Annotated in this window: 25 protein-coding genes; 18 read left to right on the plus strand and 7 right to left on the minus strand. The window is 35.8% G+C overall.

Annotated elements, in window-relative coordinates; genetic code table 11:
• Positions 1 to 5: 5 nt before the first annotated feature.
• The 12 genes from hrcA (at position 6) to ACFCYJ_RS20765 (ending at position 14,033) form a co-directional block, all read left to right on the plus strand.
• Entirely contained in the window at positions 6 to 1,034 is a 1,029-nt protein-coding gene (hrcA, locus tag ACFCYJ_RS20710) for a heat-inducible transcriptional repressor HrcA (RefSeq protein ID WP_376076496.1), read from the plus strand.
• An 18-nt stretch (positions 1,035 to 1,052) separates the two neighbouring features.
• Positions 1,053 to 1,631, plus strand: coding sequence for a nucleotide exchange factor GrpE (grpE, locus tag ACFCYJ_RS20715; RefSeq protein WP_376076498.1), 579 nt, complete (start codon positions 1,053 to 1,055; stop codon positions 1,629 to 1,631).
• A 75-nt stretch (positions 1,632 to 1,706) separates the two neighbouring features.
• Entirely contained in the window at positions 1,707 to 3,545 is a 1,839-nt protein-coding gene (dnaK, locus tag ACFCYJ_RS20720) for a molecular chaperone DnaK (protein ID WP_376076501.1), read from the plus strand.
• A gap of 236 nt (positions 3,546 to 3,781) precedes the next feature.
• The gene (gene dnaJ / locus ACFCYJ_RS20725; RefSeq protein ID WP_376076503.1) at positions 3,782 to 4,900 is read left to right on the plus strand and encodes a molecular chaperone DnaJ; all 1,119 of its coding nucleotides are present in this window, start codon (positions 3,782 to 3,784) and stop codon (positions 4,898 to 4,900) included.
• A gap of 21 nt (positions 4,901 to 4,921) precedes the next feature.
• Entirely contained in the window at positions 4,922 to 5,863 is a 942-nt protein-coding gene (prmA, locus tag ACFCYJ_RS20730) for a 50S ribosomal protein L11 methyltransferase (protein WP_376076505.1), read from the plus strand.
• An 82-nt stretch (positions 5,864 to 5,945) separates the two neighbouring features.
• Positions 5,946 to 6,683: a 16S rRNA (uracil(1498)-N(3))-methyltransferase gene (locus ACFCYJ_RS20735; RefSeq protein WP_376076508.1), complete on the plus strand. Its 738-nt coding sequence runs from the start codon at positions 5,946 to 5,948 to the stop codon at positions 6,681 to 6,683.
• Between the two features lie 647 nt (positions 6,684 to 7,330).
• On the plus strand, positions 7,331 to 7,543 hold the full coding sequence (locus ACFCYJ_RS20740; protein ID WP_376076510.1) for a hypothetical protein: 213 nt from the start codon (positions 7,331 to 7,333) through the stop codon (positions 7,541 to 7,543).
• A 305-nt stretch (positions 7,544 to 7,848) separates the two neighbouring features.
• On the plus strand, positions 7,849 to 8,664 hold the full coding sequence (locus tag ACFCYJ_RS20745; RefSeq protein WP_376076511.1) for a CsxC family protein: 816 nt from the start codon (positions 7,849 to 7,851) through the stop codon (positions 8,662 to 8,664).
• 645 nt (positions 8,665 to 9,309) lie between these two features.
• The gene (locus ACFCYJ_RS20750; RefSeq protein WP_376076513.1) at positions 9,310 to 11,028 is read left to right on the plus strand and encodes a BC_2427 family protein; all 1,719 of its coding nucleotides are present in this window, start codon (positions 9,310 to 9,312) and stop codon (positions 11,026 to 11,028) included.
• 136 nt (positions 11,029 to 11,164) lie between these two features.
• Complete coding sequence (locus ACFCYJ_RS20755) at positions 11,165 to 11,953, plus strand: CsxC family protein (protein ID WP_376076516.1); 789 nt, start codon at positions 11,165 to 11,167, stop codon at positions 11,951 to 11,953.
• 1,274 nt (positions 11,954 to 13,227) lie between these two features.
• Entirely contained in the window at positions 13,228 to 13,830 is a 603-nt protein-coding gene (locus tag ACFCYJ_RS20760) for a polysaccharide deacetylase family protein (RefSeq protein ID WP_376076518.1), read from the plus strand.
• 32 nt (positions 13,831 to 13,862) lie between these two features.
• On the plus strand, positions 13,863 to 14,033 hold the full coding sequence (locus tag ACFCYJ_RS20765; RefSeq protein WP_376076520.1) for a hypothetical protein: 171 nt from the start codon (positions 13,863 to 13,865) through the stop codon (positions 14,031 to 14,033).
• A gap of 77 nt (positions 14,034 to 14,110) precedes the next feature.
• On the opposite strand, the gene ACFCYJ_RS20770 is transcribed toward ACFCYJ_RS20765, so the two are convergent.
• Positions 14,111 to 14,893, minus strand: coding sequence for a DUF4393 domain-containing protein (locus tag ACFCYJ_RS20770; protein WP_376076523.1), 783 nt, complete (start codon positions 14,891 to 14,893; stop codon positions 14,111 to 14,113).
• 273 nt (positions 14,894 to 15,166) lie between these two features.
• Between ACFCYJ_RS20770 and ACFCYJ_RS20775 the strand changes: the two genes are divergently transcribed.
• The 3 genes from ACFCYJ_RS20775 to ACFCYJ_RS20785 are packed head-to-tail and all read left to right on the plus strand — an operon-like array spanning position 15,167 to position 16,384.
• Positions 15,167 to 15,400 (plus strand): phage holin family protein, encoded by a 234-nt coding sequence (locus ACFCYJ_RS20775; protein WP_376076526.1) that lies wholly within the window; start codon positions 15,167 to 15,169, stop codon positions 15,398 to 15,400.
• Positions 15,401 to 15,404: 4 nt separating this feature from the next.
• Complete coding sequence (locus ACFCYJ_RS20780) at positions 15,405 to 15,590, plus strand: phage holin family protein (protein WP_376076529.1); 186 nt, start codon at positions 15,405 to 15,407, stop codon at positions 15,588 to 15,590.
• On the plus strand, positions 15,587 to 16,384 hold the full coding sequence (locus tag ACFCYJ_RS20785) for a GH25 family lysozyme (protein WP_376076532.1): 798 nt from the start codon (positions 15,587 to 15,589) through the stop codon (positions 16,382 to 16,384). The genes ACFCYJ_RS20780 and ACFCYJ_RS20785 overlap by 4 nt, the downstream gene beginning before the upstream one ends.
• A gap of 68 nt (positions 16,385 to 16,452) precedes the next feature.
• Here ACFCYJ_RS20785 and ACFCYJ_RS20790 read toward each other — a convergent pair whose 3' ends face one another.
• Both ACFCYJ_RS20790 and ACFCYJ_RS20795 read right to left on the minus strand, forming a co-directional pair.
• Positions 16,453 to 17,085 carry a hypothetical protein gene (locus tag ACFCYJ_RS20790; protein ID WP_376076534.1) on the minus strand — a complete coding sequence of 211 codons (633 nt, stop codon included), beginning with the start codon at positions 17,083 to 17,085 and terminating at the stop codon, positions 16,453 to 16,455.
• Positions 17,085 to 17,489 carry a hypothetical protein gene (locus ACFCYJ_RS20795; protein ID WP_376076537.1) on the minus strand — a complete coding sequence of 135 codons (405 nt, stop codon included), beginning with the start codon at positions 17,487 to 17,489 and terminating at the stop codon, positions 17,085 to 17,087. The genes ACFCYJ_RS20790 and ACFCYJ_RS20795 overlap by 1 nt, the downstream gene beginning before the upstream one ends.
• 293 nt (positions 17,490 to 17,782) lie before the next feature.
• Between ACFCYJ_RS20795 and ACFCYJ_RS20800 the strand changes: the two genes are divergently transcribed.
• Positions 17,783 to 17,986, plus strand: coding sequence for a hypothetical protein (locus ACFCYJ_RS20800; RefSeq protein WP_376076540.1), 204 nt, complete (start codon positions 17,783 to 17,785; stop codon positions 17,984 to 17,986).
• 41 nt (positions 17,987 to 18,027) lie between these two features.
• On the opposite strand, the gene ACFCYJ_RS20805 is transcribed toward ACFCYJ_RS20800, so the two are convergent.
• The 4 genes from ACFCYJ_RS20805 to ACFCYJ_RS20820 all read right to left on the minus strand — a co-directional run bounded on the left by ACFCYJ_RS20805 (position 18,028) and on the right by ACFCYJ_RS20820 (position 20,654).
• Positions 18,028 to 19,071 (minus strand): Ig-like domain-containing protein, encoded by a 1,044-nt coding sequence (locus ACFCYJ_RS20805; RefSeq protein ID WP_376076543.1) that lies wholly within the window; start codon positions 19,069 to 19,071, stop codon positions 18,028 to 18,030.
• Between the two features lie 106 nt (positions 19,072 to 19,177).
• Positions 19,178 to 19,792, minus strand: a complete 615-nt coding sequence (locus ACFCYJ_RS20810) for a hypothetical protein (protein ID WP_376076545.1) — start codon at positions 19,790 to 19,792, stop codon at positions 19,178 to 19,180.
• A gap of 125 nt (positions 19,793 to 19,917) precedes the next feature.
• Positions 19,918 to 20,421 (minus strand): hypothetical protein, encoded by a 504-nt coding sequence (locus ACFCYJ_RS20815; protein ID WP_376076547.1) that lies wholly within the window; start codon positions 20,419 to 20,421, stop codon positions 19,918 to 19,920.
• A gap of 20 nt (positions 20,422 to 20,441) precedes the next feature.
• Positions 20,442 to 20,654 (minus strand): helix-turn-helix transcriptional regulator, encoded by a 213-nt coding sequence (locus ACFCYJ_RS20820; protein ID WP_376076549.1) that lies wholly within the window; start codon positions 20,652 to 20,654, stop codon positions 20,442 to 20,444.
• Between the two features lie 162 nt (positions 20,655 to 20,816).
• Here ACFCYJ_RS20820 and ACFCYJ_RS20825 point away from each other — a divergent pair, with 162 nt between their 5' ends.
• Both ACFCYJ_RS20825 and ACFCYJ_RS20830 read left to right on the plus strand, forming a co-directional pair.
• Positions 20,817 to 21,704, plus strand: a complete 888-nt coding sequence (locus ACFCYJ_RS20825) for a helix-turn-helix domain-containing protein (RefSeq protein ID WP_376076551.1) — start codon at positions 20,817 to 20,819, stop codon at positions 21,702 to 21,704.
• A 135-nt stretch (positions 21,705 to 21,839) separates the two neighbouring features.
• Positions 21,840 to 22,038, plus strand: a 199-nt coding sequence (locus tag ACFCYJ_RS20830; RefSeq protein WP_376076553.1) for a hypothetical protein, incomplete at its 3' end; no start/stop codon positions are given.

Raw genomic sequence — 22,038 nt, forward strand, 5'->3', positions numbered from 1 at the left:
TGATCATGCTAACAAATCGGCAATTACAAATATTGCAAGCTATTGTAGACGACTTTATTATGTTTGCACAGCCGGTAGGTTCTCGCCAAATCTCAAAAAAGCAAGAGATTACATTTAGTCCAGCCACAATTCGAAATGAAATGGCGGATTTAGAGGAATTAGGCTTCTTAGAAAAAACGCACACTTCCTCTGGTCGAGTGCCTTCGGAAAAGGGTTATAGATTTTATGTAGACCATTTGTTGAACCCACAAGGCATTAATTCAAGGGATATTCAGCAAATCCAATCAATTTTCAATGATCGTTTAGTAGAAGTAGAGCATATTATCCGAAAGTCAGCCAATATTTTATCAGAGCTGACATCGTATACATCGATTCTTTTAGGACCAGACGTTCAAAGACATCGTGTTAAACGATTTTCAATTGTGCCACTTTCTAGCGATACAGCAGTAGCGATTATCGTAACGAATAACGGACATGTTGAAAATCGCATGTTTAGTTTACCTCCTAATTTTACCGCTTCTGATTTAGAGAAAATGGTTAATATCTTGAATGAACGTCTAGTTGGTGTGTCATTAGAGGATATTCATAAAAAACTCGAAGCTGAAGTGCTCACAGTATTACAGCAGCATGTTCGATCAGCGGATGATTATATTCACGCTCTCGTTACAGCGACGATGCATAATTCGGAAAGTAAAATTTTCTATGGTGGTAAAACAAATATGTTCAACCAACCGGAATTCCATGATTTAAATAAAGTCCGTATGATTTTGGACTTAATGGAAACGACTAGCCAAGTGCAGTCGCTCTTCCAACCCAATGAATCGGGCATTCATATTCGTATTGGCTCGGAAAATAAACAACTAGAAATGGAAAACTGTAGTGTCATTACGACCACTTATTCTATTGGTGAAGAACAACAAGGGGCTATAGCAATTATTGGTCCAACACGAATGGATTATAAGCGTGTTGTTGCTTTACTAGATGTAATGCGCATGGATTTAACACAAGCCTTTACGAAGAATCGTAGTGATTGATAATGAGGAGGATTTCAAGTGACGGAAACAACTGAAAACAAAGACCTTGTACAAGAAGAAAAAGATGTACAAGCTGAAAATGTAGTAGAAGAAACAGAAATAAAAGTAGACGAACAAGAAGCTGAATTAACGATCGAAGAAAAGTACGAAGCAAAGCTAGCTGAGTTACAAGCAAAGCTAGCCGACGAGGAAAATCGTCATCTACGCTTACGTGCTGACTTCGATAATATTCGCCGTCGTAATCAACTTGATCGTGAGGCATCTGAAAAGTATCGTGCTCAAAGCTTACTGTCAGATTTACTACCAGTAATCGATAATTTTGAGCGTGCTCTACAAGTTGAAGCAACTTCAGAAGAAAATGCTTCTATCATAAAAGGTATTGAAATGGTGTACCGTTCTCTGTTAGAAGCTACTGAGAAGGAAGGCTTACAAATTATTAAAGCTGAAGGTGAGCAATTTGATCCAAATGTTCACCAAGCTGTCATGCAAGAGCAAGATAGTGAAAAAGAGACGGGTGTTGTTTTACGCGAGCTTCAAAAAGGTTATATGTTAAAGGATCGCGTATTACGCCCAACAATGGTATCTGTGAACGAATAGACTTAGTACTATTTAGTTAATTACAATTAGTTAGAAAACGCATCATTTGCGTTTCAATAATAGGAGGAAATTTTCATGAGCAAAATTATCGGTATTGACTTAGGAACAACAAACTCATGTGTCTCTGTACTTGAAGGCGGAGAACCAAAAGTAATTCCAAACCCAGAAGGTAACCGTACAACACCATCTGTTGTTGCGTTTAAAGGCGGCGAACGTCAAGTTGGTGAAGTAGCGAAACGTCAATCAGTAACAAATCCTAACACAATTATTTCTATTAAATCTAAAATGGGTACATCTGAAAAAGTTCAAGTGGAAGATAAAGAATATACGCCACAAGAAGTTTCTGCAATGATTCTTCAATACTTAAAAGGTTATGCTGAAGACTACTTAGGTGAAAAAGTAACAAAAGCAGTTATTACTGTACCAGCTTACTTCAACGATGCTCAACGTCAAGCTACAAAAGATGCTGGTAAAATCGCTGGTTTAGAAGTAGAGCGTATTATCAACGAACCAACAGCTGCTGCGCTTGCTTATGGTTTAGACAAACAAGATACAGATCAAAAAGTATTAGTATTTGACCTTGGTGGCGGTACATTTGACGTATCTATTCTTGAATTAGGTGACGGTGTATTTGAAGTATTAGCAACAGCTGGTGATAACAAACTAGGTGGGGACGATTTCGACGACGCTATCATCGAGTATCTTGTAGCAGAATTCAAAAAAGAAAACGGCATTGACCTTTCAAAAGATAAAATGGCTATGCAACGTCTAAAAGATGCAGCTGAAAAAGCGAAAAAAGACTTATCAGGTGTAACATCTACTCAAATTTCTTTACCATTCATCACTGCTGGTGAAGCGGGTCCATTACACTTAGAAATTTCTTTAACTCGTGCAAAATTTGACGAAATTACATTACCATTAGTAAACCGTACAGTAGGTCCAGTACGTCAAGCATTATCTGATGCAGGTCTTTCAACATCTGAAATTGACCAAGTAATCTTAGTTGGTGGTTCTACTCGTATCCCAGCTGTACAAGAAGCTGTACGTAAAGAAACTGCTAAAGAGCCACACCGCGGAGTAAACCCTGATGAAGTAGTAGCAATGGGTGCTGCTGTTCAAGGTGGCGTATTAACTGGTGATGTAAAAGACGTAGTTTTACTTGACGTAACTCCACTTTCTTTAGGTATCGAAACTATGGGTGGCGTATTCACAAAATTAATCGACCGTAACACTACGATCCCAACATCTAAATCACAAGTATTCTCAACTGCAGCTGACAACCAACCAGCAGTAGATATTCACGTACTACAAGGTGAACGCTCAATGGCAGCAGACAACAAAACATTAGGTCGCTTCCAATTATCGGATATTCCGCCAGCGCCACGTGGTGTACCACAAATCGAAGTAACATTCGATATTGATAAAAATGGTATCGTATCTGTTAAAGCGAAAGACCTTGGTACAAACAAAGAACAAACAATAGTTATCCAATCTGACTCTGGTTTATCTGAGGAAGAAATCGAACGTATGGTGAAAGATGCTGAGGCAAATGCTGAGGCGGATACTAAACGTAAAGAGGAAGCAGATCTTCGCAACGAAGCTGACCAATTAGTGTTCCAAGTTGACAAAACAATTGCTGATTTAGGCGAACAAATTACAGAAGACGAGAAAAAATCTGTAGAAGATGCTCGTGATGAACTGAAAAAAGCGCTTGAAGCTGGCGAATTAGAAGGCATAAAATCTGCTAAAGAAAAACTAGATGGCGTATTACAGCCACTAGTAATGAAAGTATATGAACAAGCTGCAGCAGCTGCTCAAGCAGCTCAAGGTGGCGAAGCAGGTGCAGAAGCTGGCGATGGTAAAAAAGACGACATCGTAGACGCTGACTTTGAAGAAGTAAAAGACGATAAATAATAGAAGTAACACAGTTAAGTGAAGAAGCCAAAGACCGCTTGCGGCTTTGGCTTTTCTCTTTATTTACTGCTATATCCTACGACATTTAATCTACTTATCGACTTTAGGTTATATTCGAGAAAAGTGAAAAAACATATGGTGCAACAATTTTAATGAATAATTAATAATAAAATAGAGGCAGTTTTTTTAACTGCGTGATACAATAGATTTTATGCAAAAAGAGCGGAGTGTGAATCATGGAGAAACGCGATTACTACGAGGTGCTTGGTTTAACGAAGTCGGCTTCTAAAGATGAAATTAAAAAAGCATACCGTAAATTATCAAAGCAATACCATCCTGACCTTAATAAAGAGCCAGGTGCAGATGAAAAATTCAAAGAAATCGCTGAAGCTTATGAAGTATTAAGTGACGATCAGAAAAAAGCACGCTATGATCAATTTGGCCACGAGGATCCAAATGCAGGCTTTGGTGGTGGCTTCGGAGGTGGCGGCTTTGGCGGCTTCGAGGATATTTTCAGCTCATTCTTTGGCGGTGGCGGTCGTCGTCAGGACCCGAATGCACCACGCAAAGGTGATGACCTTCAATATCGTATGAATATTACATTTGAGGAAGCAATTTTCGGGAAAGAAACAGACATCGAAATTCCTACAGATGAAGTATGTGATACTTGCCAAGGTTCAGGTGCAAAACCAGGTACTAATCCTGAGACATGTTCAACATGTAGCGGTGCTGGTCAAGTAAATCAGGCAGTAGATACACCATTTGGCCGTATGATGAATCGTCGTACTTGTTCTACGTGTCAAGGTGCAGGTAAAATCATTAAAGAAAAATGTTCTACTTGTCGTGGTGAAGGAAAAGTTCAACAACGTAAGAAAATCAAAGTTAACATTCCAGCAGGTGTTGACGATGGTCAGCAAATTCGTGTGTCTGGTCAAGGTGAGCCAGGTATAAATGGAGGACCTGCGGGAGATTTATATATTATGTTCCGCGTTCAAGGACATAAAGAGTTTGAGCGTGATGGCGATGATATTTATTTCGAACTAAAACTGACATTCCCACAAGCAGCTCTTGGTGATGAAATTGAAGTTCCGACTGTTCATGGGAAAGTAAAACTACGTATTCCAGCGGGAACACAGTCAGGTGCACAATTCCGTTTAAAAGACAAAGGTGTCAAAAACGTACATGGCTATGGCACAGGGAATCAATATGTAACAGTAAAAGTTATCACACCAGAAAAATTAACAGAAAAACAAAAGCAATTACTACGTGAATTTGCGGAAATAAGTGGTGATATTCCTGAAGAGCAAGGAAGCACACTATTCGATAAAATTAAGAAAAAATTCCAAGGTGAATAATTAGAGGAGCTGAAGAGCTACGTGAAGTGGTCAGAATTATCCATTCATACAAAAAATGAAGCGGTAGAGGCAATTTCGAATATTTTGCATGAAGCAGGGGCAAGTGGTGTGGTTATTGAGGATTCTGCAGAATTTGCGAAGCCACGAGAAGATCAGTATGGTGAAATTTATGCGCTAAATGAAGCGGATTTTCCGAAAGATGGTGTTATTGTTAAGGCTTACTTATCGGAGTCTAGTTTTTTAAATGAAACAGTCGAAGAAATTAAGGCGGCTATAACAAATCTAACGAACTTCAACATCGATATTGGTGAAAATGTTGTATCAATTGTGGAAGTTAACGAGGAAGACTGGGCAACAGCATGGAAGCAATACTATCATCCTGTAAAAATTTCTGAACGCTTTACAATTGTACCAACATGGGAAGAATATGTACCAGTATCAACAGATGAGCTAATTATTGAATTAGACCCTGGTATGGCTTTTGGTACAGGAACACACCCTACAACTGTTATGTGTTTGCAGGGGCTTGAGAAGGTTATAAAAGAGGAAGATATGGTTATCGATATCGGAACGGGCTCAGGCGTTCTATCCATTGGTGCAGCCTTACTAGGAGCTAAGAACGTACATGCACTTGATTTGGACGAAGTAGCTGTACGTTCAGCACAAGAAAATGTTGTGTTAAATAAAGTGGATGATAAAGTCTCTGTTTTCCATGGGAACTTATTGGATACTGTAAAGGAACCAGCTGATGTCGTTGTAGCTAATATTTTAGCAGAAATTATTATGTCCTTTACTGACGATGCATTTTCAATTGTTAAACCTGGTGGATTATATGTCACTTCAGGCATCATTGCCGCAAAACGTGATGATGTAAAAGCAGCACTAGAAGCTTCAGGCTTTGTAATCGAAGAAGTATTACTAATGGAAGATTGGGTAGCTATCATTGCCCGTCGACCACAATAAGTGGACTGAGGAAGCGCCAAATCGTGAGCCGAGTGCTTGCGATTTGGCGTTTTCTCTTCTTGCTATAAAGGAGTATGGTAACATGCAACGTTATTTTATTGAGACGACCATAGAAGAAGCACGTATTAGCGGAGAGGATGCGCGACATATTGAAAAAGTGATGCGTATGAAAGAGGGCGACAAAATCGTTGTAGTTGCACAAAATACCGCCCATATCTGTGAAATTGCAGCCTTTGAAGGAGATGAGGTACACGTTCAAACTACGGGTGAAATTGTTCCATCTCCAGAGTTACCTGTTCATGTAACAGTGGCATGTGGTTTGCCGAAAGGCGATAAACTAGAACTTATTACACAAAAGGCAACAGAGCTCGGAATGTTTGCCCTGTTGCCTTTTGAAGCGGAGCGTTCTATCGTTAAATGGGATAAAAAGAAGGGTGCCAAAAAGCAAGAGCGTCTACAAAAAATTGCAAAAGAAGCAGCTGAGCAATCCCATCGTACACATATTCCAGAAATTTATGAACCAATCTCTTTTAAACAGCTAGTAGACCAAGTAAGCAATTTCGACGTCGTTTTTATAGCAGATGAAGAGGATGCGAAAGCAGAAAAACGCACAAGGTTTGCGGAAAAGCTAAAAAACGTGTATGACAAGAAGTCGAAATCAATTCTTATTATCTTTGGACCAGAAGGTGGCATTGCACGAAAAGAAGCGGATGCCTTGCTTCAAGCAGGTGCCCAAACGATGTCTTTAGGCCCCCGAATTTTACGAGCAGAAACAGCGCCACTTTATGCGCTGTCTGCAATATCTTATGAATTTGAATGAAATAGCTTTTAACTTCTTTCAGCAAATGTCTTTTGTACCGAAAGTGCAGCGACAGGTAAAGAAGTCTCCCACCTCTATAGGTGGAGAGATGAATGCGGTTCTAAGTCACTTTTCAGCGGGTGTCCAAACATCCGCTGAAATAGAGGAACTCAGTCTAAGAACGCACGTCCTGTGGCAACGACTGAGTGACCAACATCACGTTGGCTCAAAGCCTCCGGCGGATGTCACGGAATCGGAAAGGAGTCCTTAGAGGATGGTAGCCTAAAATCATCGCATCCATGCGATAACGGCTAACTGACCTGCATCACGCAGGCCTAAGCACAAAGCCGATTCCGGACGCAATTATGCCGAGGCATAATTGATACTTGTCAAAAGAGGCTTTTCACACACTTAGCTGTGCAAGAGTAAACGTCATTATAAATGCAGTCATGGCAAGGTTTGAACAGGTGGAAATCCATAATCCTTAATAACTGCTTATATTCGTAATCCTAATAATAAGAGACGATTCAAAAAACTTTGAATCGTCTCTATGTCATTGTAATTAACAGGACTCATCGTGAAGTTGCACAATAAGAGTGGGATAAATCGCATCAAAATGATGTGAACTTTCCATTTTAAATAAGGCAGCACCAATAAAATTAGCGTTCATGTGGTATTTACAACTAAATCATTTAAGATTAATTGGCATTCTACCGCTAAAAGAAGGTTTTAAAGACTGCGAAAATATTTTATACTCCATGTTTTACCTAGCAACCTCTTTTTGTTTACCGGAAATAGGTAAAATACCAATTGCAATTTCAATATTAGTTTCGTGTATTCGTTTTGGATTCGGTATTTTACACTTACGAGAAAATAAGTAAAAGCGTAAAAAAGGAAAAGATAAGCGAGTAATTCAGTTATCTAACTGTCCTCAGCGTTCAGGTAAGGACTAAGTATTGGAAAGCTTTGAAAAAATAAATAATTAATTATTTTTAAGTGATATAAACAATTAGACCAGGTGCCTAAAATGGTAAGTACCTGGCATTTTGTGTTCATTCTTATCTCTCGGCTCAATAATTATTAATATCGGTAAAAAAACTAGTATACACGTCCATTCATAGATTTAATTACTACATATTCTATATGGAGAGCGCTCTAATACTATAAAATGAAAAGAGGGAATTTTTTGAGTGATCAATCAAATAATCAAGTTAGTCAAGTCGATCCTTGTCCAGTAACGTCAACTGAACAAATCCCATTAACTAGTGAAGTTACTCCAGTAGTCGTTACACCGGTTACGGCTCCAACTATTAAAATTCCAGTTGTACTTGCTGAACCAACACTTCAAATTGCTGTGGAGGCGGATATTACGCTTAGTCCTGCAGCAACTGAAATTAAAAGAGTGAAAAAAAATGTATTCCTAAATCAAGTGAAACTAGTACCGGTTGCTTTTGCACGTATTGCCGGCACTGACTTTTTTAGAGTAACAAGAGCTAAATTATTTGTAGCGGGACATATTCGCAAAAATATTGAATATGCTTCAGCAGCATGTAACGGGGCACTCCAAGATAGAATTGCCGATGTTGACTTTTCTGGTTTTACAGACCTTACTTTCCCACAAACAACAGGAGGTCCTACTCCAATCTTAGGAATTTCTGAGTTTGCCGAAGCGAACTTCCTTAATGAAACTACGCAAATGGATGCTCGATTGGATAAGGCTTTCTTCCAAAATCTCGTTAAATACAATGAACAACCATTTGGCGAATTAGTAGCTGCAAACTTCTTTGAACTTGATTTTTCACCCGTTATGGCAGATCCAGAAGGCACTTTCGACACATTACGTGAAAAAATCGTGCTTGAATTAACTGTAAAAGTACTGCAAGTTCAACAAGTGCGCCTTGGAGCTGGTAGCACTGTAATAACTCCTGTTCTTACAGGACTTACTCCTCCAGTTAGTCCTGCTATAGATCCTCCTGTTATTCATCCTACTAATCCTTGTTAATCTCTAATTTTTAGAGGAGCAAATTAGATAGAAAAAGACATTCGAGGGTGCAGAAAAAAATCCAATATTTGAGTTGCCAGTTGAAAGTTTGATTAAATCGAATTTTCAACTGCCTTTTTTCTATAATAATATCGATCATAAATGCACCAATAGGTGCTCTCAAAATAATCTAGTTGAAGAAAATAATGTAAAGATAAAATTTTAGTGTTTACTAAGTAATCGTCTCTCAAACGCAATAGTTTCTCAATTGCTACTAAGATTTTTGAATGTGCTCGGTGACAAAAGTAAAAGTAATGCATAAAATGGATTGTAATTATAAGTGCAACACTTAGATCAAAAAAATAGCTTATAATGATGTCGTTTAAATTAGCTGTTATCAGATATTAGAAAAGGAAAATGAAAATCGCTATTTTTTTAACCAATCTATTCATCAAGGTAAGTGGAAATATAAAAATGAAAAACGGTTTACTTCGTAAGTATTTCCAGAAGAAAACGGATTTTGAACAAGTCTCTTTAGAAGAACTCACAAAATCTTATCATAAAAAATAAATCGACCAAAAAGACATCTTGGCTGAAAAAATGCGTAGGAATTTTTACGGATTAACTTGCACTTTATTTGTCAAAACATTATTTAGGAGTGAACTAATGAAAACTCCATGGATTAACTTTAGAGAGATGAAGGAAATAAGTTCCAAGCAAAAAGTTTTCATCAATTTTAATTATCAAATTAAACCCACAAAAAAAATAGATCATGCATCTCAAATTAATTCTACATTTGAAAATTTTGTGAATAATCCTCTTGATATAGAAAAAGAAGATGAAACCAACAGCCTTGCAGAGGAACACGAACTTGCAGCACATCTAGATTCTAATCACGAGTTACTCATTCCTCCTGAAATTGATGTTGAGAATGAAATGAATGATTTCCTTGATATAGAAGAAGTGGAGGAAATCAATCCTATAGAGGAACGGGAACTTGTAGAGCATCTAGATTCCAATCGTGAGTTACTCATTCCTCCTGAAATTGATGTTGAGGGTGAAATAAATGTTCTCCTTGATATAGAAGAGGCGGATAAAATCAATCCTGTAGAGGAACAGGAACTTGCAGCACATCTAGATTCCAATCGTGAGTTACTTATTCCTCCTGAAATTGATGTAGAGGATGAAGTGAATGATTTCCTTGATATAGAAGAGGCGGATAAAATCAATCCTGTAGAGGAACAGGAACTTGCAGCACATCTAGATTCCAATCGTGAGTTACTTATTCCTCCTGAAATTGATGTAGAGGATGAAGTGAATGATTTCCTTGATATAGAAGAGGCGGATAAAATCAATCCTGTAGAGGAACAGGAACTTGCAGCACATCTAGATTCCAATCGTGAGTTACTTATTCCTTCTGAAATTGATGTTAAGAATGAAATGAATGATTCGCTTGATATAGAAGAGGCAGACAAAACCAATCCTGTGGAAGAACAAGATTTTGCATCTCAACCAGACTCTAATCGTGAATTTTTAAGTCCTTCTGAATCCGACGGGGAGTATAAAATTATGAGTACTATTGATACAGAAGAGATGGAGAAAAACAATCCTGCAGGTCATGGTAGTGCATCCACTGAATCAGTTCAAGGAGAAATATATACTATAACCAAAAAAATCCCAATTTCTACTCACGTGGAAATTGATGATTTTCTTCATGCTCCTATCTGTGGTGAGATTGTTAAAAATACATTTGATTTTCTTGATCGAAACAATCATCTCACTCCTCAATTTGAAACCAAACTATTTAATACTACAATGGATTATCCTGAACAGCCTGATTGTCGTTTGGTTCACTCAAAAATGAATGAAATTATATTTTTAATGAGAACTGATACTTATGATAAAAATAATCAGAAGAGTAATCCGTCTAAATCAGTTGTAGTTCCCTTACATAATACACAATCAACTAAAAAAGGAGAAATAAATAATCACTCTTACAGTTCCGATGATTTTATGCACATTAGAGTTCCCATTGTAGTAGGGGAATATAAAATAGAAATATGCCTTGAAGAAAATATTGTATTTGAAAAAGGAATTGTGGGAGTTATAGATATTTCAAATGAAGTAGTATTAACAAATTGTAGATTCGTATCTAATCAGTTTTCCCAATCATTAGGTAATGGGACATGTACAGCATTAAAGGGGAGTTTATTTATTGAAGGTTACATTCAACAGAATATAGAGTATACCTCATCTCACACAAGGAATGTAGTACCTGCACAAAATGAGTCATTAGTTCATTCAAATCAATTGTGTCAAAACATAGTATTAGAATTAATCATCCATATGCTACAAGTACAGAAAATTCGAGTGCCAAGGATATAGAAGATAATTGAAGCTTATCTCTTTGCTCAAAAGTCCCTTTTTAAAGAAACGGTATATACGTCCAAAAAAAGATTAAATCGCTACATATTCTAGCGTTATGAGATCTCTCATAAAAAAAATGAAAAGAGGGAATTTTTTGAGCGAAAAATTAGATAATCAATTAGATAGTCAAGTTGGTCATGTTGAACCTTGTCCGGTGGCATCAACTGAACAAATCCCATTAACTAGCGAAATTACTCCACTAGTCGCTACACCGGTAACGGCTCCAACTATTAAAGTTCCAGTTGTACTAGCAGAACCAACACTTCAAATTGTTGTGGAGTCGGATATTACGCTCACTCCTGCAGCAACTGAAATCAAAAGAGTGAAAAAAAATGTATTCTTAAATCAAGTTAAATTAGTACCGGTTGCTTTTGCACGTATTGACGGCACTGACTTTTTTAGAGTAACAAGAGCTAAATTATTTGTAGCGGGACATATTCGCAAAAATATAGAATATGCTTCATCAGCATGTAATGGTGCACTTAGAGATAGAATTGCTGATGTTCAGTTTTCTGGTTTTACAGACCTTACTTTCCCACAAACACCTGGAGGTACTACTCCAATTTTAGGGATTTCCGAGTTTGCCGAAGCGAACTTCCTTAATGAAAAAACGCAAATGGATGCTCGATTGGATAAGGCTTTCTTCCAAAATCTCGTTAAATACAATGAACAACCATTTGGCGAATTAGTAGCTGCAAACTTCTTTGAACTTGATTTCTCACCAAAAATGGCAGCACCAGAAGGTACTTTCAGCACATTGCGTGAAAAAATTGTGCTGGAGCTTACTGTAAAAGTACTGCAAGTTCAACAAGTGCGCCTTGGAACTGGCACTAGTGTAGTAACTCCTAATCTTTTAGGACTTACTCCTCCTATGAGTCCTTGATAAACGCTAGTATTTAGAGGAGCAGAACAAATAAAGGCAGTTCCCTGTAGAAGAATGTATTTGGAAAAACAACCATGGAATATTTAATGAGCACTAATAAAAATCCAATATTTGAGTAGGCAGTTGAAAGTTAGGTTGAATCTAATTTTTAACTGCCTTTTCGCTCTTACACGAGTGTAATTGGGGGAAGCAATTGATTCTAAATATTTTAGTATTTACCCAAAGGATTTAAACTTCTTTCAGCAAGTGTTTTATGTAACGTAAGTGAAACGGCAGTTACAAGTGTTTTATGTAACGTAAGTGAAACGGCAGTTACAAGTGTTTTGGTAGCGTAAGTGAAGCGTCAGCGGTAAAAACGCCACGTCCTGTGGCATTACCGAAATGATCGACATCGTGTCGGCTCTTATGTTGTTGACAGACAAAAACACGTTGCTACCGCTACGTTACACTACGATTTCGCGCAAAAACATCTGCAGCCCTAAGCACAAAGCCGATTTCGGATGCAATTATGCCGAGGCATAATTGATTTAGAGTTTTGAAAGGGAATAGCAGGTGCCTCATTTTGAATAAATCAAGCAAAAGGATAAAATAGCCGTTTTTGGTTTATTGGAACAAACAATTATTAAGCAGGTACCCCATCGGAAGCGCCCTTTGTAGCAGAAGATGAAGAAGAATTTTATGAGGGTTCACCACGGAGTATCATTTCACAATGCTGGGGAATGGAATGCTTTCAGATTATCGATTTAGGCGGTTATTAGGCCAAGCGCTAAAGGTGGTAGGAGTCGCATTAATGGATTTGCACGCCAAAATGGGTTAGAAGTAGAATATAACAAGTTTGTCGTTACGATTAATAACAGACGTGGGGCCAATAAGAGCCTATTCGTGATGCAGTTGGCGCAGTTATACCGCAATATTGGGATGGTGAAAAGGGTGGATTTGCAGCTATTACATCGGGAAATCGACAGTCTAAAGAAACCATTAACCAGGGAAGATTAATGACAGACTTCTCAAGATGGCAATTGTGGTATGGAGTAGTTTCACAAGATACAGAACATGTTAAAGTCGGACAGTCGTCTGTCAAAGTAACTACAAATGATGCCAATACTACATCAGCAAGTCGACTAAGATCAGTACAATTTAACTTATCAAAAACCAAAACGATGATGATACGCTTCTACGTAGAAGATGTGAACAAGCTTTCTAATATTGAATTGAGGTTATCTTCAGTTGATAATATGGCCAGTTATCTTTCTTGGAAAACGACAAAATAGAAAGTGATTAGTGGATGGAATGAGGTCATGATACCTCTTTCTAAATTGAATGTTGTAGGTAATGAAAGTCTTAATAATACGATTACAACATTACAAATTAGTGTTACTGGCGATCATACATTTGTCGTATTTGATGGAATCTACACCAACAGGATTTCAAAAGGAAATGTATTGCTTCACTTTGATGATGGTTTTATTTCGCAATATACGAACGCTTTTCCCCTCATGTTGGCTAGAGGATTCGTTGGATCAGTCGGTGTCATTAGCGGCTCAGTAGGTACAACGGGATATATGAATTTAGCACAATTAAAAGAGTTATATAATTATGGGTGGGATTTGTTTAATCACACTGTTACACATCAAGATTTATCAACATTGTCAATAAATCGTATCCAGGCAGAACTGGACGGTTGTAGGGAGTGGTTAATTTCCAATGGCTTCTCCAGAACTGCTGATTTTGTAGCATATCCTTATGGAGGTTATAATAATGACGTTTTAGAGGTCATGAAAAACTATAAATTAGGAAGGTCAATAAGAGAAGAATATGAAATTCTTCCACCAATTCAACCACAACTGCTTAAACAGTCATCTTATATAACAATGTAGAAGAAACCACATTTACAAATGCGATTGATTTTGTGATAGAAACAGGGGCAACGGTGATTTTCCTACTTCATAAAGTAGAAGATGTAAATACAGATGAAATGAATTATCCGACAGAAAAGTTTATAAGCTTGCTAGATTATCTATATTCAAAGCAAGAAGAATTAAACGTACTGTCTTGGAGTGAGTATGCGAGTATGATTTAAGAGAAACGCAGCATAAGCTAGCGTTATTTTTTATGTCAAAAAGAGCAAACAGAATTTTTTCTGCTTGCTCCCTGTTTTTAAGATTTAATACATGCATCATAAAATTGGGTTCCGAACATAGTACTCTTTGCATAAGATCTAATAATTTTTGCTTCTCCTAAAAATCCAGCTAGCATTAATGCGTTTTCAATAATAGGATGTTGTTCAAGTTCTTCATAAACCGAAACATCAGTTAAAGTGCCTGGTGAGTGTAAATCTATTAAACCTAAACGATTCAAATTTTCTAAATATGAATGTATTTTTTGGGGATGATCACAATTTGCTTTAAACGAAACATTAGAAAAGTTCTCCATCGTAGGTGAATGTTGTGATGAACTCGTATACGCTACAACATTTAAAGTTGGGAAATGCTGACCTTTTAAATGTTTTAAAATTTTTGCTTCATCAGTATTTAGTTGCCTTATGATTTCAACATAAGAAGGATGGGCTTCTTCTGATTTCTCGGAATTCATAGCTGAAGCAAGTAAATTCGCAAACATATCCCGTAATTCTTCATTTGTAAAACGCATGGCTTCTATTGTAGGACCTGCTATTGAAATATCAGGTGTGATGATATTATCCGGAGGTACATCCTTTAGTTTTTCTTCTAGTGTTGTTTGCAAGTAATCAGCAATCTTATCATAGCCCCATACTAATGCAGAAACGGGAGCTAAAGCAACATGAATTAATTTAGAAACGGTGTGTGCCCCTTTGCCGATTTCTTTAGCAGCAGGTTGTAATAAATCTTGATAAATCGGGACGGCTTCAACTAGTGCAGTTGCCGCCTCAATAGTTTCTTTTACTTTATTAGTATTATCCAATAGTATCACCTCCTTTAAATTAATATTACTAAATGTTGGGTGAATTGTTAATGATTAATCGAATTTGGTTATTCGTTGTGATAATATGATGTTTCTTTAAAGTTACTAATCGGAATTAGTATATTGTTAACAAAAAACATCTTGCCGTAAAAAGCGTTAATATTCTTACTTAGATATAAAGAACAAATTTCTTAAAATCCTAAACGTCTGGGATTCTATGCCTTCTACAGATAATTGTGGAGGGCTTTTATTATGAAAAAAGGAAGGTGTCAGATGAAAACAGACACACTATATACATCAATAATTGGCGGAACAATGGCGTGGTTAGGATACCTAGTCGGAGGTATTGACCACTTAATAAAAGCGTTAGTTATATTCATGACTATCGATTATGCACTTGGATTTATGGTTAGTTTAGTCTTCAAGAAAACTGAAAGTAAAAAGATGTTTAAAGGCTTAATCAAAAAGACAGCAATGTGTTTGATGGTCATTGCAGCAGTTCAATAAAGACTTGGCTACTGAAAGTGGAAATTTTATGCGTAATGCTATGATCCTCTTTTTAATTGGTATGGAAGGTATCAGCATGATTGAGAATCTTGGTAAGTTAGGAATTAAAGTGCCAAAATTTTTAATGAACGTATTTACACAACTTCAAATCGATAATGGTGACAAACCAAAGGACGGTGAAACTAAATGAGCAAGATTATAGATATATCTCACCATCAAGGAGATATTGATTGGTCTAAAGCAAGTAAAGAGGTTGATTTGGCGATTATTCGCACTCAATATGGAACGAACACTATTGATCGTAAATATGTACAAAACATTAATGAATGTAAAAAGTACAAAGTACCGTTTGGTGTGTACATTTATGTAACCTTTAAAAATGCTGCAGAAGCTTTGGTACAGGCTAAAGATTTCTATAATCGAGCAAAAGGACACAATCCATTGTTTTATGTTGTTGACGTAGAAGAAAGCTTTGAAGCAAAGGCGCAAGATATTATGAAAGGAGCGCAAGCATTCATTGACTACCTGAAAAATAAGAATGTTAAGGTTGGTTTGTACACAGGTCATCACTTCTATGAACCATACGGAATGAACAAAGTAACTAACTATGACTTCTTGTGGATACCGCGATACAGTACAACTAGTGCTCCTGGATTAAAGCCTAAGTACGCTTGTGACTTATGGCAGTTCACAGAGAGGGGGACAGTTGCAGGAATTAAAGGTAGCGTGGATTTGAATGTTCTTAACGGATCTAAGTCGTTATCTTGGTTTACCAATAAAAATGAGGAAGACAATAAGCTAAATGAAAAGGATGATGATAAAATGAAATTTACTATTAAAGAAACTAAAGCGGCAGTACGGGACCTATTACAACAAGCAGTAGATAAAAAAATAATCGATAAATCTTGGTTAGAGAAATTCGATAAAGGTGAACTTACTGCAGGTGATTTTGAAGGTTTAAAGATTATCATTTCTCAAAGATAAAATACGAAATATTTGTAATCCAAATAAAAACCATATTCTCCTTTGATAAAGAGGATATGGTTTAAAATTTATAGTTGTGTAATAATCAGTGTAATTACAATAGCTAACATTCCAATGAAAATAGTTGCCGTAACCGCGAAGAAACCCCAGAAATTTTGTCTTTCCATATTATTTAAGTGTTCAACTTGTTTTGTTACTTCTTGCTTGATGTCAGTAAAATCTGCCTTCATATCAGCCATATTTTGATTAATACGACTTTCCGTTTCTTGAATTCGTTGTTCACTCGCCACAATATTACTTGTAATTCTTTGCTCACTTTGATTAAAATCATTTTTGATACCTTCAACCAAAGCGTATATTCTATCTTCGCGTTTTTCGGTAGCTTGAGTAAAAGAAGAAAGTTGCTTTTCGAATAATTCTTCTCTTTTGTTTATTTCTTCTCGAGTTCTTTGTTCACGTTCACGCATATCAGTCTTAAGTTCCTGAAATAATGTATCGAAAGAATCGTTACCCATATCGCTCACCTCTTTAACAACATTTTCTTTATCTTTAATTTCAATGGTATCACCATTCTCAGTAAAAATCACGTCACGACTATTATTATGCTCCAGAATTCTTTCTATGTATACAGATGGCACAACTAGCTTAGGTAAAGTTGGATCAGAAATAAATTTTTCACTTGATTCTTCAATGATTCCCACTAATCCACTTCCTTACGCAGTCTAATTGGAATTATTAAAGTTTTTTCATCGCCATCGATAATAGCTTTAATAGTGTATTCTCCCTCTTTTTGTATCAAGACATCCTTAAAGCCAATATTAACTATTACAGAAAAAGGTCTTCTTTTTTGGTCACCACTCTTCGGCTTTGGTGGCTCTGACGCTCCCTCTCTTTTTGAAATTAAGTTTTCATTTGGATCATAAACCTCTATTGTTACGGATATATCGGAATCAGGAAGATCATAAATTCCCATAGAAACAACAAACTCCAAATTTGTTTTCGTTTCATTTATTAAAAATGTTGCTTTAGGATTAATAATAAATCTATTTTTTTCTTCGTCTCTTCCTATATTTTCACAGACTATCAAATGCCCTATTTTAGCCATTAATCTATTTACAGCTCCTTTCTTAATTAACTATAAAGGAAATCATAGGTAATTGTACATATTAAATATAAATAATCTTTTTTTCTAAAAAAATTATCTTGTCAAAAAGCAAACGTTCGTTCTAAAGTAATTTCGAACGAATGTTCTTGATTGGAGAGCGAGTAGGATGATTAATTTTGAACAACGGAGACTAATGCACAAATATGTGGTATATGATATGGCTGTTCAATCACTACAACGTAATAGAAAACCTTAAATTGAGCAAGGTATATTTGCCAATACTTGATAAGCTTTTGGACGACATTTCACAAGAATGTTACAACTCTAAAAGACTGTTGGCCAAAGATAAAATTAGAGTCGTGAAGTGGGAAAAAGTAGATGAATACTTTAGTGATTTGATTGTTGCCACAGCTGGCGAAGACCTAGTGCTGACGTATGCTAATATGGCATTAAAAACACAGGTTGAAAAATTATTATTAAGTCACCAAAATAAATAACCAGGCGCTCATTAAAAAGTGAGTACCTGGTTATTTATTGTTTAATATTCTCTTACTTCAAATGAAGCGATTTTATCATGAACAATATATTCCGTTACTTTTTTATAGGGTGAAATTGTTTTAGAAAATTTGAATGTTGAAGTTCCTTTTGCACTATCAAACCAATTTAAGTAGTTGTTTAAAACGGTATTTGTAACATCATATTCTTTTGTTATACCGTTTACTAATGTAATGCTTAAAATAGCATTTGAAAATTCATTGTTTGGTTTCTTAACAATTACTGTACTAGTGGCCGAAATATTAGTTTCTTCAATTTTTGCTGTAATTATTACTTCACCTTCGCTAACTGCAGTTACATTACCATCCTGATCTACAGTAGCAATTGATTCATCACTAGATGACCAGATTACTTTTGCAGTATCAGGTGTAATCGTTGCTATTAACTTATCTTGGCTACCTTCTAGAAGTTCTAATACATTTCTATCTAATAATATTGATTTAGGGTTTGAAGGTGTTGATATTTTTTCCATCATTTGAAGCTCGGATATTGCAGTATTTACTATAAGACGTGTACTATTAGTAAGTGTAACGTTAACTCTGTATTTGTTATAAAAATTAGTATTTTCGAAAGTAAAACTTTGTTCTGGATTTTTTACCCAATCATCTGCTGTTACATTGCTATGGGAATCTAATACAATCCAATTAGAACCATCCCAAGCCTCAAATGTCCAAGTATTTGGGAATTGTTCTGGCCAAGTACCTTTATTATACATTACGTATTTACTGATTGCCTTTGGTGTTGTGAACTCATAGGCTAACCAACCTGATTTTTCAGAAGTACCCCAAGCATGAAAATTACCGCCATCCATATAGGTTAGTACACCATCAAATGCTTTCCAACTTGGTGTACTACCAAAGTTACTTGAAGATGATGCTTTACCATACTCTGATATATCCGAAGTCATTTTGGGTATTAAATTTTCTGAGTACCCATCTTCAGCTTGTGCATCTTCGACGCTAAAACTTACTATTGCTAATAATATTAGTGCTAGAAAAATAAAACCATTTTTCAATAACTTACTCACTTATGTATCCTCCTTAAAGATTATAATAAGGCAATTACTTAAAAAGCCTACAAAAACAACTTTAAACAAAAAGGGACTTATTTACCATGATAAAAATCTGTGAATTTTAGTAATAAAAAAAGCCACTCATTTGAGTGACTTGAAACCTTAATTCCATAATTCCATAATTCCATAATTCCATTGTTTGTCCAAATGCTTTAACGCCTTCATTTAAGTATTCAATTTCACTACCGTTAACAACAAGATTCGCCATACCGATTTCGTTATTGTTGAAGTCTACATTAGCAGGCTTAACATTAAATTGCGCTACTTTAATATCATCAACACGAATTGCTAACGTAACCGTACTAGTTTTAATAACATCGGGTAGTTGTAAAAAATCAAATGCTTGATTTAGTGTATTTAATGTACTCATGCCAGGGTCAGAGTCAGCAGAGTAATCAATCCATACAAGTAAATTATTTTGAGTACTACGGTTGTCAATTACTTCGACAGTATGAGCGTATGTAAATGAAGAAGTATCCACTATGTTTGTTGGCTGTTGTTTTTCTAGCTCAACTGAACCCTCTTTTTCAGCTTCGTTTCCAGACGGTTCCGTGGTAGTTTCTTTTGTCGTTGAATCCTCAATCGTTTTGTCTTTGGTAATGGGCTTCTCAGCTTCTCCACATGCTGCTAGTCCAAGGATTAATACTATTGCCGCGCTAAAAATTAGTTTTTTCATTTCAAAATTCCTCCTTCTATTTTTCCATTTTAGGAAATAGAGAGTAAAAAGTACATATGAAAAAACAGACAACTAAAATTAGTTATCTGTTTATAGAAATAACACTACAATGTCTACAATTGTTATTAGCTCGATGAAGTGTACAAAATATAAATCGTTTTTGCCCAATTAACTAAGGTTTGAACATTTTGTACACCTTCAACAGTTGTATTTATTTTAGTTATTAACTTATCAAACTTACTCTCAGCTTCTTCTTTTGTTGTAGAGGTTGCAATTTCCAATGCTTCTTTAATTAATTCAAGATGCTTAGACGAGTCGGCAACATCCTTTTGGATTAGTAGAATGACGCTTGAAATTAATGAGGTATCTTGCTTAATATCATTGAGAACATCTAATTGTTGTTCAAGAAGAGTTTCGACCCTAATGTTAGGATTTGGATATACAGGAAATTCAACTGATTTAAGAGAATCATCGAATGTTAAAATATCAGTTATTATATCATTCTCTAATTCATCTATTGGTTTAAATAATTCACGAATTGCGGTGTCTTGTGTTGCAATCTGCTTAATTCGTTCATCCATTTTAATTAAATCAATAGCTTTTTGTTTTGATTTTAAGTAATCTTCCATCCCATTCCCTCCGCAATTAATTATATTTTAGTACCATCTTCCATGATGAAATGCGCCTCAAATTTCATATCCAATAATTCAGCAATTTTTCGCAGTTCTTCTTCATTAAAATTATTTCGTTTTAACTTCTTCGATAAGTTAGGCTGAGATACTTCAAGCTTTTCAGCAAGTTGTGTCAATGTCATGCCTCTTTTAATAAGTGCAATACGTATTTTTTCTCCCATTTCATTCATTGCTTTCCCTCCTGTCAGTTATATTCGTGCTCCTATTATATATGAATTAATCCATATTTGAAATAAATATATCCAAAAAGTTATGAAATATACTTGATATTATAACTTAGTGGATATATATATAATTCATAAAGGAAAAAAAATATAGGTAGGTGAAGAACGATGGCATTTGAATACTTAGCAACATACAAAACATTTGAATCAATAGCCGACATGGATTCGGCTGTTGAGAACCACATGGCAGCACACTACTATGATTTGACTGAATCAGAACGAGCCATCGTTTTCAAGCTCGCTTCTCATTCATTGGAACATCCAGGAGTATGTCACTTAAAAGCAAGTACCATCGCTGCATCAATAGAGATCAGCACAAAGACGGTTTATCGTAGCGTAAAGAAATTGGTTGAGTTAGGCATTATTGAGAAGGTAGCATCAACAAAATTAAACGGCATAAAAGGTGCTAGTATTTACCGCATTTTACCTTATGTCCCATCGAGCGTGTCCCAACGAGAGATAGTCGATGAAGCTAGTAATGACGCTGTTTGTCGTCTACAATCTGAAAACCAACCATCTAGTTCTTTTAATCTTTTAAGTTCTAAACAAGCAAATAATATTATGAGTCTAGAAAATGAATTGGCTTTGCAAGCTGAAAAGAAAAAAGAATATATGAATGAGTACCAAGTGATGCTGTTTGATTTCATGCACTCGTTGCCTATACGTGACGATTTAAAAGACCAACTGCATAAGTGCATAATGGCTACAAAAATGAACGATATACGTGATTTTGTGAACGCTAAAGACGTTTTAGCTAACATTATCCTTGATATTGCGAACGGTACATTAACAATTGCTAGTACATTAAGAGCCGTATTTGTAGGAGCATATAGAAAGGCTGTAGAGCGTTTAAGTAATCAATCGAATAAACCATCATATATAGAAGAAACAGTGAATAGAGAACATCCTATACCGTTTTATAACTGGTTAGAAGAACGTGATAGTTGTACACAAATAAATAGGAGGTCAAACATTGAGAATTGGCTGGAATGGTAGATATATTGAGATTGAAAAATATATTGGATATTAAAATATATGAGTTCGACAACAAAAATGCTAAAATTTATAAAAGGACTTAAAGCTATTTTTAGATACATAATTAATATGAAATTACTATTTTGGAGGTTAAATATGCGCAAAACACCAGAAAATCCTTTTGAAAGATTAACAGAGTTAAATTTCCTAGTTATTATGATTGGTATAACATTTATAATTATTGGAATATCAAGCATGTTTGATTTAATTACTACAAATTCAATGTTTGTTCTTGCAATTTCATTGTCGGGGATATTTTTTGTACTTTCTGATATTATTCAATATCTATTGGATG

The sequence above is a fragment of the Lysinibacillus sp. NPDC056232 genome (genome assembly GCF_042267565.1).
In the GTDB taxonomy this organism is placed as follows: domain Bacteria; phylum Bacillota; class Bacilli; order Bacillales_A; family Planococcaceae; genus Lysinibacillus.

Coding starts and splice junctions, on each gene's coding strand:
- ACFCYJ_RS20815 (WP_376076547.1), bottom strand. CDS start 20,421: ATGGAAGATTACTTAAAATCAAAACAAAAAGCTATTGATTTAATTAAA.
- ACFCYJ_RS20735 (WP_376076508.1), top strand. CDS start 5,946: ATGCAACGTTATTTTATTGAGACGACCATAGAAGAAGCACGTATTAGC.
- ACFCYJ_RS20785 (WP_376076532.1), top strand. CDS start 15,587: ATGAGCAAGATTATAGATATATCTCACCATCAAGGAGATATTGATTGG.
- ACFCYJ_RS20825 (WP_376076551.1), top strand. CDS start 20,817: ATGGCATTTGAATACTTAGCAACATACAAAACATTTGAATCAATAGCC.
- ACFCYJ_RS20820 (WP_376076549.1), bottom strand. CDS start 20,654: ATGAATGAAATGGGAGAAAAAATACGTATTGCACTTATTAAAAGAGGC.
- dnaJ (WP_376076503.1), top strand. CDS start 3,782: ATGGAGAAACGCGATTACTACGAGGTGCTTGGTTTAACGAAGTCGGCT.
- hrcA (WP_376076496.1), top strand. CDS start 6: ATGCTAACAAATCGGCAATTACAAATATTGCAAGCTATTGTAGACGAC.
- ACFCYJ_RS20810 (WP_376076545.1), bottom strand. CDS start 19,792: ATGAAAAAACTAATTTTTAGCGCGGCAATAGTATTAATCCTTGGACTA.
- ACFCYJ_RS20795 (WP_376076537.1), bottom strand. CDS start 17,489: ATGGCTAAAATAGGGCATTTGATAGTCTGTGAAAATATAGGAAGAGAC.
- ACFCYJ_RS20775 (WP_376076526.1), top strand. CDS start 15,167: ATGAAAACAGACACACTATATACATCAATAATTGGCGGAACAATGGCG.
- dnaK (WP_376076501.1), top strand. CDS start 1,707: ATGAGCAAAATTATCGGTATTGACTTAGGAACAACAAACTCATGTGTC.
- ACFCYJ_RS20740 (WP_376076510.1), top strand. CDS start 7,331: ATGTGGTATTTACAACTAAATCATTTAAGATTAATTGGCATTCTACCG.
- ACFCYJ_RS20750 (WP_376076513.1), top strand. CDS start 9,310: ATGAAAACTCCATGGATTAACTTTAGAGAGATGAAGGAAATAAGTTCC.